This window comes from Moraxella caviae, assembly GCF_002014985.1.
Lineage (GTDB): Bacteria > Pseudomonadota > Gammaproteobacteria > Pseudomonadales > Moraxellaceae > Moraxella > Moraxella caviae.
In genome coordinates this window covers 1-9992 of record NZ_MUXU01000050.1, presented here as the reverse complement: position 1 = coordinate 9992, position 9992 = coordinate 1, and the positions used below count along the sequence as shown (strand labels likewise).

Genomic DNA, 9992 nt, shown 5'->3' with positions numbered 1-9992 from the left:
TCTGTGTAGACAATGCTATCAGGCTTGATTTTACTTGTGATAATTGGCATTAGTGTATTTGTCTTAGTATCTTTAACAACAACAGTGTAAACTTTATCATTGCGTTTTAATAAACCAAATACAGCAGTCTTGCCAGCTGCACCACGACCACGTTTGCCTTTACGAATACCGCCGAAGTAACTTTCATCAAGCTCTACTTCACCGTCAAAAACAGTGTTGGCTTCAAGAGCTAAGTGATATTCTATCACAAGGCGGATTTTGTGGTAGAAAAGGGCTGCTGAATTAGGGTGAATGCCCAGTAAATCAGCTGCACTTCTGGCAGTAACTTCAAGTACAAAAAATTCAAGTAGTCTTTTTTGAACTTTTTTACTTAGTTTACAATGGGTTATCTTCATAAAACTAGTATAACATGGTTGTTATTCTAGTACAGCCCCTTGATATATTTGGACGAAAGTGGCGATTTGGGCTTTAGTTTAGATAAGCCTTATCAAAAAGGCGGTTCAAGCAGAATGCTGACTTTGGGTGCGATATGCCTGCCTGATGATAAGGGGAAGTATGTACAAAGAATAGTGCGTGCCATTTACCAAAAGCGCAAAAGACCGCTAAAGCACGAGTTAAAATCAGTGGATTTAAACATGGCGGATAAGCAGTTGTTTTTGCGTTTGACCGCTAAAATGCTGCAAGAACATCCCGACATTCAATTACGCACCATTACCGTTTGCAAACAAAACGTCAGTCCAAGATTTTGGCAAGACCCTAATGTTTTATATAATTATATGGTAAAGTTGTTGCTGTTAAAGACCATTTGCCAATGTGAGTATGTGGATTTTATCCCTGATAGACGCAGTGAACGTGTGCATACCAAATGGAATATGGGAGAATATTTGCACCAAATGATTCAAGAGGCCAGTCTTGAGCATGATGTCATCAATAAAAATTGCAACGTAGTGCCAATGGACAGTGCAAAATTTTTAGAATTGCAATTTATTGATTTTTATACAGGCTTGGTGTGGGCGAAATATGAATTTGGTGATGATAAAATGGCGGATTTTATGTCGCAATATCGCACAACCAATCACAAGCTATTTTTTCCAGAGAGTTAGAGCAATATTGGTTTGCTAAGTTAAACCTGCCCAACTTAAAGTTTGGGCGGGATTTTTATGCCAAATAAATGTACTGAATTTGCTAAGTTTAGTGGGTTTAGTCGTTTTCTTTTTCTGTGAGTGCTTTGTCTTTGGACGTGCTGTCTTTTGGTGCATCCAAATCATCGGCAAATGCCTTTTCTAGCGCGGCTTCTACGGCATGAATGCGCTCTTGGCAGACTTTATAAGCAGCAATGGATTCTTCCACGGTGTCAATTAAATGGTCAATATCCAGTTCGTCTGATTGCTCAAGGCGTTCGGCATTGCTTTTTAAAATGTGGTAAGCGTCTTTAAAAGTGGTGGTTTGCATGGTGTGTCCGATGTCTGTGCGAAACTTAAACTTCTGTATTTTAAAGGATTTGCCAGCAGGGCGCAAGGCTTGGCGGAATGCTTACAAAATATAAAGGCGACGGATTTGCCACGTTGTTACAAATTTAGGGCGGTTTTGTGGGTTTTTAATGAGTTGGTCATAAAAATATGTTGCAAAATCTTACTGTTTTGTTATCATAAGTACAGTTTATGTGCAATTTGACTGTGCATGATGCATATTGTGTGAGCCATAAGCACTGACGCTTGGGAAATGAGCGCTCGGTGTTTGTGGCTATTTTTTTAAAGGAAAACACATGACTCAAGCAACTCAAGACAAAGAAACGGATTTTACACTCCGTACAGATTTTCAGCATGATGACAATCAGCCGCCGCCATCAGGCGAAGTGCGCTCGGACGCCAAGCGTGGCGTGGTTATCACGCTGATTGCAGCTATTGTGGCGTATGTTTTGTACGCGCACGTTTTGCCGTTTGATGCGCTTGCCAACAAAGGCTTGGCACTGGCGATTTTCATCGGTATTTTGTGGCTGACGGAAGCCATTCACGTTACCGCCACGGCATTACTTGTGCCTATGCTGGCGGTGCTTGTCGGCATTCCTGAATTTGACACCAAAAAGGCGCTGACTTCATTTGCTGACCCAATCATTTTCGTGTTTTTTGGTGGTTTTGCCTTGGCGGCAACCATGCACGTACAAAAGCTGGATAAGAAAATCGCTTACGGCTTGATTGGTCTGGCAGGCGGGCATTTGGGCGTGGCTGCGGTGCTGATTTTTGCGGTAACGGCAGGTTTGTCCATGTGGATCAGTAACACCGCCACAGCAGCGATGATGCTACCGCTGGCGTTGGGACTTTTGACACAAGTGGATTCTGGTAAAGACCGCGGCACGTTTGTGTTCGTGCTTTTGGGTATCGCTTATTCGGCTTCTATTGGCGGCTTGGGTACGCTGGTGGGTTCACCGCCAAACGCCATTGCCGCTAAAGAGCTGGGGCTGGATTTTGCTGGCTGGATGAAGTACGGCTTGCCAATCATGCTGGTGATGATGCCTGTGCTTTTGGGTGCGATGTATGTGGTGCTGCGTCCAAAGCTGAACCAAAAAGTGAGCGTAGCAGACCAAGAAATCATTCCTTGGACGTTGCCACGCATTTTGACTTTGGTGGTGTTTGCCATCACAGCAGTGAGCTGGATTTTCGGTAAGCAGCTGGGTCAAGCCTTTGGCTTTAGCTCGCCTGACAGCGTGATTGCGATTTTGGCGGCAGTAGCGGTGCTGATGCTGGGCCTAGTAAGCTGGAAGCAGGTATCGGATAATACCGACTGGGGCGTGTTGATGCTGTTTGGTGGTGGTATTGCGCTGTCAAACATCATGAAAGACACAGGCGGTTCTGCGGTGCTGGGCGAGCTGATTTCTAGCACGATGGCTGGCGCACCTGCGATTTTGGTGATTTTGGCGGTAGCAGCATTCATCATTTTCTTGACTGAGTTTACTTCAAACACCGCTTCGGCTGCGCTGCTTGTGCCACTGTTTGCACCGATTGGCGTGGCGCTTGGTTTGCCGCCAGAGCTTTTGGTGCTGGTGATTGGTATTGGTGCGTCTTGTGCGTTTATGCTGCCTGTGGCAACGCCACCAAACGCCATCGTGATGGGTACAGGTCATATCAAGCAACGCGAGATGATGAAAGTCGGCTTTGTGCTAAACTTGGTATCAATCCTAGTGGTAACGGCATTTGCCTTTATGTTCTGGATGTGATGCTAAAACTTTTCATCAATCTTAACAAAACAGCCGTGCCAAAAGGTGCGGCTGTTTTTTTATGGTGTTTTTAAATTTGGGTGGTTGTTTGCAGGGTTTGATGGATTGAAAAACCTTGAAAAAATTATTGAAAAGAACCATTAGAAATGATTTAAAAAAATACTGAAAAACCATGCCAAAACCATAGGAAAACCATAGGAAAACCATAGGAAAACCATAGGAAAACCATTCGTGGTGAGTTTTCAAACCATGACGGTTTTTGGTCATTCAATCGCTAAATCTTGACGCATTGATAAACCCAATCATCAAAAGCAAATGATTGGGCTAAATTACTTAAAGGAAAGGGCCAAGGTTTGTAGGATTTGCGCTTGGTGAAAGTGGTTAGCCTGCCTTGATACACACCAAATTATCGTGGCGATCTTTGGTTACCAGTTGGCAATTTGGCACAAGGCTTTGATATACCGCCAACGTTTCGGCAACCATCTGCTCAACCACATAATCGTGCGTGATGGCAGGACGCAGTTGGTTTGTTAAGTGATACTTCACAGACTTGCACAGGGCGATGGCGGTTTTTTGCTTGACGATGCCTTGCGGGTATAGGTCGTTTAGAATGTCGCCACACGCGCCTTCACTCCAGCCGATGACGGGCGTACCCAGATGAATGGCTTGCAGCACCGTCATGCCAATGCTTTCTGGACGGTTGGCAAGCGACAGCACCACATTCGCCGATGACAGCCATTCTTTAGTGTCTGGCGGACGGCGGCCGATGAACGTGGCGTGTTCATTTAATCCCAGCGCTTGCAATCTTTGGGTGAATTCTTCGTAGCTCACGTCTTGGTCGTGCAGATCAGTGATGTTATCGTCCATGATGATGGCGTGAATGTTTGGAAATTCGTTTTTAAGATTTCCTAAAATATCTACCAGCCATTCTTGTCCGTATTCACTGCCGATGGGTGTGGGAAAAATCAGCCATTTTTTATGCTCAAGCTCAGGATATTCAGCAAAAACCGAATGTAGCCAATGCACGCTGGCATGATGGCGATAGGGGTATTTGCGCACGTCCACGCCACGGCGCACTTGCACGATGTCAAATTTTGGTACAAATTCCTGCTCTTGCTTTTTGCGGCGCAATTTGGCACGCAAATAAGTATCAATGCTGTTTGAAGCGGTGATGATGGTGTCTGCGTCAAACAGCGCTTGCGAGTAAGAATTGATGGGATAAAAGCCATATAAAGTGGCGACAATCTTTGGGCGGCGTGCCTTTGGTGTGGTGCGCAGCACCCAGTGCAGCACCCATGCAGGCGTGCGTGAATGCACATGAATGATGTCAGGCTTGTGCGTGTCAATCAGCGCACGCAGGCGAAACACATGACGTAAAGACCACCATGATTTTTTGGGCATGGGCAGTTGATAATACACCGTGCCATCACGTTTTAGGCGGGTGATCAGCTCATCTTCAGGGTCAGCACTGCCAATCACCACCGAGCTATGACCTGATTTCATCACAGCGTGGGTGATGGCATAAATGCCGCGCTCTGCTTCATCGTGCTTAAGCGATGATGATAAGTGCATGACTTTCATGGGATTTTGCGCTTATCAGTCATCAATCAGCCAAGTTCGGCAAGCAAAGCGGTGATGTGTTCTTTGGCTTTGACGTTGCGAAAGCTGTGCGTCATCACGCCTGATGCGTCAAACACAAAGGTAGAGCGCACCACGCCAAGATGGGTTTTGCCGTACATCATTTTTTCTTTGATGACGTCAAAATGCTGGCAAAGTTTTTCGTCCGTGTCGCTGATGAGTGCAATGCCCAGCGATTTTTTGGTGATGAAATTTTGGTGTGATTTTACGCCATCTCTGGATACGCCAATGATTTGATAGCCTAGGCGGGCAAAGTCTTCGGCGTGTGCGGTGAAATCTTCGGCTTGTACGCTGCACCCAGCGGTGTTGTCTTTGGGATAAAAATACAGCACAAGACCTGCGTTGCCATTTTGGCTGTGTTTCGCCAAATAATCGCCAAGCGTTACATCTTCACTGGTAAAGCCAGCTTCGGCATTACCGCTGACTAAAGTTACGGCAAAATCAGGCAGGGCGATGCTTTCTTGGGTGTTTTTTAGGCTCATAAGAAATTCTCAGTAGGGTTTTGCTATTTATTAAGTGATTGATAAAAAATGTTTTTATGATTGATGGCGTTCTATAAGCTGTGTTTTATAAACTGCGTTTTACTCTTTTGCTTTGTGTAAAATTTCAAGTAATTCATTGTCAGAATTTTTACCGTATTGCCAAGTAAAATCGCTGGGCAGGCGTGTGGGTTCAATATTTAAAAACACCACTTGCAAGTTTTGTGCCGTTAAATTTTTAGCCTGCAGCTGTGCGTAAGTTTGCTTGGTGTATTCAAGAACGTCAGCGTCCGTCCATGCTGTGTCATAAAAAGCGATGGTGAGCGTGTCGTGCTTGCCTTGTGTATCGTGATGGCGCAACAGCTTTAGGTCAAAATCAGACGTAAAATAGTGCGCATAAATCACTTGGCGTGCAGCGCTGATGATACTGCGGTATTCTGGCAAGCTAAGCGGTGCCAGCTCAAGCAGCGGCAAATCAGGATTGTCGCCATACATGTACGCTTTTTGCCAGTCTTGATAGGGGTTTTCGTCCGCTTCTGCGGCTGCGTCCATTTGCCCAAAGCATTGATCTAAATAGCTTTTTTCCAGTTGCCAATCACCAAGGTGTGCCGCTGCCAGTGCCGCCACAAACAGCGTGGCAGGGTCGGCTGGCTCGTTTGCCAGATGGGCAAGGGCGGCTTTTGCGTCATTGATGTAGCACAAATAATACGCGCGCATGAGTGTGCCTTGCGCTGGGTCGTGCTTTTCTAGGGCGGATACCGCCAAGCGAAAGCGATTGAGTAAGAATGGATCGCGCGTTTTTGGACTTGGGCGGCTAAGCAGCTCATTGATAAACTCAAGATCAAGGCTGGACGTAAAATTAGACGGCATGAATTCTCCTTGTAAGCGCTTATTATAGGATTTTTTGTGGGGCGATTCAATGAAGTTTCTTTGGTGTGATAATTTGCACCTAAAAATTTATTTTAAATCAAGGCAATTTGGAGGGTTGCTTGCAAAGTTTGCCAAATAAGAAAATTAAAAGGGTGTATTTTTAGACTGTATCCGTTTTTAAATTTACCCAAAAATTAGCACCAACCAATCAACCATCACAACCATTTACAAAATTATGTTACGCTTTGGTATCATTATGTAAGTGTCGGTGGTAAAATAGCCATATTTTTGACAATCAGTCTGCAATCCATAATTTATAATCAACCAACTCACAATCGTATCAATCCATAATCGTGTGAATATTATGTCTTTATCTTCTTATTTGCAAATCAAAGAGCGCGGCTCGTCCGTGCGCCAAGAAATCATCGCAGGTTTGACGACCTTTTTGGCGATGGTGTATTCGGTGATCGTCGTGCCAAATATGCTTGGCGATGCAGGTTTTCCCGCCGAATCGGTGTTTATCGCCACTTGTTTGGTGGCAGGTTTTGGCTCAATTTTAATCGGACTTTGGGCAAATGTGCCGATGGCGATTGGCTGTGCCATCAGTCTGACAGCCTTTACTGCGTATAGCCTTGTGATTGGGCAGGGCATCAGCATTCCTGTGGCACTGGGCGCGATTTTTCTGATGGGCGTGGTGTTTACCTTGATTTCGATAACGGGCGTGCGTGCGTGGATTTTGCGTAATTTGCCAAGCAGCATTGCGCATGGTGCTGGTATTGGTATTGGCTTATTTTTGCTGCTCATCGCTGCCAATGGCGTGGGTTTGGTGGTAAAAAATGACGCAGGCTTGCCAGTGCAGCTGGGCGAATTTACGTCTTTTGCTACCTTGATGTCGCTGATTGGTTTGGCGGCAATCATCGGACTTGAGCGCAGACAAATCAAAGGCGGTATTTTGTGGGTGATTATCGCCATCACCATCGTGGGGCTGATTTTTGATCCGAATGTTCAATTTGCTGGCGAAGTGTTTAAATTGCCAAGTTTTGGCGAGTCGTCTTTGCTTGGCGAGATGGACGTGATGGGCGCACTTAATGCGGCGGTGTTGCCTGCGGTATTTGCGCTGGTGATGACGGCAATTTTTGATGCCACAGGTACGATTCGTGCGGTGGCAGGGTAGGCAGGTTTGCTGGATAAAGACGGTCAAATCATCGGCGGCGGCAAGGCTTTAACCGCAGATTCTATGTCCAGTATGTTTTCTGGTGTGCTGGGTACGTCGCCTGCGGCGGTGTATATTGAGTCGGCAGCAGGCACGGCAGTGGGCGGCAAGACAGGGCTTGCGGCTGTGGTGGTGGGCGTGCTGTTTTTGCTCATGCTGTTTTTTCAGCCGTTGGCGTTTTTGGTGCCAAATTATGCCACTGCGCCTGCGCTGATGTATGTGGGCTTGCTGATGCTAAGCAACGTATCAAAACTTGATTTTGATGATTTTGTGGGTGCGATGTCAGGTCTTGTTTGTGCGGTGTTCATCGTGCTGACGGCAAACATCGTTACAGGCATTATACTGGGCTTTGGTGCGCTGGTGCTGGGGCGTGTGATTGCTGGTGAATTTAGCAAGCTAAACATTGGCACGGTGATTATCGCTGTGGCTTTGGTGGCGTTTTATGCGCTGGGCTATGCGATTTAAGTTTGGCAGCTGGTTTGGTAATTGCGTGATTTGCCAATTTGATAAACATCAGACGCCAAGTGTTCAGTTGCCAAGTGCTAAATTCTAAGCGTAAATTTAAATTCCCCCAAGTAAGTTTTGCTTGGGGGAATTTTATGAATGATAGTGGGGATTTTGATTTAAAAGGTTGGGTTTTGTCAATGGCAAGCCGGATTGGCAAAACATAGTCCAGCATTTTAAGAAAATGCCGTTTTAACGTTTTAACATCATCAAAGCATCTTCTTCGGACAGTCGCCAGCGCCCTTTTTTCTTGGACGTGCTGCGGTTGGCAAAGGCGCTGTTGCCCAAAAGTTTTGACATAGAATGGCTAGAATGCGCATGGCAAATGGCGCACGCCAAGCCATCGGCAGCGTCCGCTTGGGGGACGACCGTCAAGGACAGCAGGCGGCACACCATATCAGAGACCTGCTCTTTGCCAGCCGCGCCATAGCCGCACACCGCTTGCTTGATTTGGCGGGCGGTGTATTCAGAGACGGTCAAATCCAGCGCAGTCAAGGCGGCAATCGCTGCGCCGCGTGCCTGCCCAAGTTTGAGCGCAGAATCTGGGTTGCTCGCCATAAAAACTTGCTCGATGGCGGCGTGCATGGGCTTGTCGCTGTATTTTTGGTAGTGCGCCACAATGCGTGTTACGCCAGAGAAAATCTGCGCAATGCGTGTCGGCATATCGCTGCTGTCGGTGCGAATCGTGCCAGCGTCCAAAAAGGCGAGTTTGTCGCCTTGGGTGTCAATGATGCCGTAGCCTGTCATACGAGAGCCGGGGTCAATGCCGATGATTAAACTCATAAATTGCGATTGGATTGGTTGTAAGATTTGGTGGGTGTTTGGTGTTAAAATTGAAAAACAGTGCGTTTAAAGGTGTTTAAATTCTTAAAAACGCCCAAAAAACATATTTACATTTGCCAACTTATCAAAACCAAATTTGCTAAAAATCGCCTACATTCATCAAACGGTCGTCAAAAAATCATCAAAACAATCATTGAAATTTGCCAAAATGTAGCAAAATTGTGTTTAATTTTGTAATTTGTGGGCGGCTTTGGTATAGTTGCATTTGAAAAATGGCAAATCGCCCAAATTATACCACAAACGCCTGCTGATAGGCTTTGATTTATCGGCATTTGCTGGCGCTTGGCGGTGGCGTGGGAGTTATCCATTTGAAATTCAAGCGTTTTTAAGTTTCACAATTTGCAATCACAAAAGGAAAAATTATGGGTGCGGTCGTTGGCATTGCGCTGGTTTGGTTTATTATTGAAATGCTGATTTGGTATCTGGTGGCGCAGTTCGTCAGTGGCTGGTGGGTGTTTTTTTGGTTCATCGCTGCGGCATTTATCGGCATTGCGCTGATTAGAAAGGCGGCTGGCACGCTAAATCCAATGGCACAGCAAATGAAGCAAATGCAAAATGGCGTGATTCCAAATCCTGCCAATCAGCCGCCAGAAGCGACAGTCGCTAAGTCAATCGCCACGGGGCTTGCAGGCGTGCTTTTGCTGCTGCCGGGGCTATTGACGGACGTGGGCGCGTTTTTGCTGTTGTTGCCATTTGTGCAGCGCAAACTGACCAACGCCGCCAAAAATTACGCCATGAAAAACCAAGACAAAATGATGGCGATGATGTCAAAACAAATGGGCGGACAAAATCCATTTGGTGCGGCTGGCGGCTTTGGTGGCATGGGTGGTTTTGGCAATATGGGCGGTGCGCCATTTGGTAAAAGTCCGTTTGGGCAAGGCGGTTTTGGCTCTGGCACGACCGTCGATGGTGAAGCAAAAACCGTACAAAAAGACGTGAAGCGTTTGACGTCTGCCAATGATGAGTAATCGGTTGCAAGTCGGTTTTTGAATTTAGGTTGTAGGTTGGGTTGGCGTAAGCATGACCCAACATTTTATTTAAAAAGGGGCTGTAGTAGATAACAAATATGTTATACTACAAAAATGAAGATAACTCGTTGTAAATTATCAAGAAAAACTCAATTAAGACTACTTGAGTTTTTCATTGCAGAAGTTACCGCTAGAACAGCGGCTGATTTGTTAAACATTCAACACAATTCAGCAGCCCTTTTCTACCACAAAATCCGCCTTGT

General features: G+C 46.0%; 9 protein-coding genes and 2 pseudogenes. 5 read left to right on the top strand and 6 right to left on the bottom strand.

Annotated elements, in window-relative coordinates; translation table 11 throughout:
* Positions 1-395: IS1595 family transposase (locus B0181_RS08285; protein WP_143821559.1), on the bottom strand; the 395-nt coding region annotated here is incomplete at its 3' end.
* A 39-nt stretch (positions 396-434) separates the two neighbouring features.
* Between B0181_RS08285 and B0181_RS08280 the strand changes: the two genes are divergently transcribed.
* Positions 435-1103, top strand: a complete 669-nt coding sequence (locus B0181_RS08280) for a DUF3800 domain-containing protein (RefSeq protein WP_207384333.1) — start codon at positions 435-437, stop codon at positions 1101-1103.
* A 97-nt stretch (positions 1104-1200) separates the two neighbouring features.
* Here B0181_RS08280 and xseB read toward each other — a convergent pair whose 3' ends face one another.
* Complete coding sequence (gene xseB, locus B0181_RS08275; RefSeq protein ID WP_078277040.1) at positions 1201-1452, bottom strand: exodeoxyribonuclease VII small subunit; 252 nt, start codon at positions 1450-1452, stop codon at positions 1201-1203.
* Positions 1453-1765: 313 nt separating this feature from the next.
* Here xseB and B0181_RS08270 point away from each other — a divergent pair, with 313 nt between their 5' ends.
* Positions 1766-3214 carry a DASS family sodium-coupled anion symporter gene (locus B0181_RS08270; RefSeq protein WP_078277039.1) on the top strand — a complete coding sequence of 483 codons (1449 nt, stop codon included), beginning with the start codon at positions 1766-1768 and terminating at the stop codon, positions 3212-3214.
* Positions 3215-3595: 381 nt separating this feature from the next.
* Here the strand turns inward: B0181_RS08270 and B0181_RS08260 are convergent, their stop codons facing one another.
* The 3 genes from B0181_RS08260 to B0181_RS08250 all read right to left on the bottom strand — a co-directional run bounded on the left by B0181_RS08260 (position 3596) and on the right by B0181_RS08250 (position 6201).
* Positions 3596-4795 carry a glycosyltransferase family 4 protein gene (locus B0181_RS08260; protein ID WP_078277037.1) on the bottom strand — a complete coding sequence of 400 codons (1200 nt, stop codon included), beginning with the start codon at positions 4793-4795 and terminating at the stop codon, positions 3596-3598.
* Positions 4796-4821: 26 nt separating this feature from the next.
* Positions 4822-5334 carry a peroxiredoxin gene (locus tag B0181_RS08255; protein ID WP_078277036.1) on the bottom strand — a complete coding sequence of 171 codons (513 nt, stop codon included), beginning with the start codon at positions 5332-5334 and terminating at the stop codon, positions 4822-4824.
* Between the two features lie 99 nt (positions 5335-5433).
* The gene (locus B0181_RS08250) at positions 5434-6201 is read right to left on the bottom strand and encodes a hypothetical protein (RefSeq protein ID WP_078277035.1); all 768 of its coding nucleotides are present in this window, start codon (positions 6199-6201) and stop codon (positions 5434-5436) included.
* Between the two features lie 364 nt (positions 6202-6565).
* On the opposite strand from B0181_RS08250, the pseudogene B0181_RS08245 reads away from it, so the two are divergent.
* Positions 6566-7879 (top strand): annotated as a pseudogene (locus B0181_RS08245) (NCS2 family permease).
* A gap of 231 nt (positions 7880-8110) precedes the next feature.
* Here B0181_RS08245 and ruvC read toward each other — a convergent pair.
* Positions 8111-8701: a crossover junction endodeoxyribonuclease RuvC gene (gene ruvC, locus B0181_RS08240; RefSeq protein WP_078277034.1), complete on the bottom strand. Its 591-nt coding sequence runs from the start codon at positions 8699-8701 to the stop codon at positions 8111-8113.
* Between the two features lie 422 nt (positions 8702-9123).
* Between ruvC and B0181_RS08235 the strand changes: the two genes are divergently transcribed.
* Positions 9124-9729: an FxsA family protein gene (locus B0181_RS08235; RefSeq protein WP_078277033.1), complete on the top strand. Its 606-nt coding sequence runs from the start codon at positions 9124-9126 to the stop codon at positions 9727-9729.
* A gap of 114 nt (positions 9730-9843) precedes the next feature.
* Positions 9844-9992: pseudogene (locus B0181_RS08230) on the top strand (IS1595 family transposase); the annotation flags it as partial.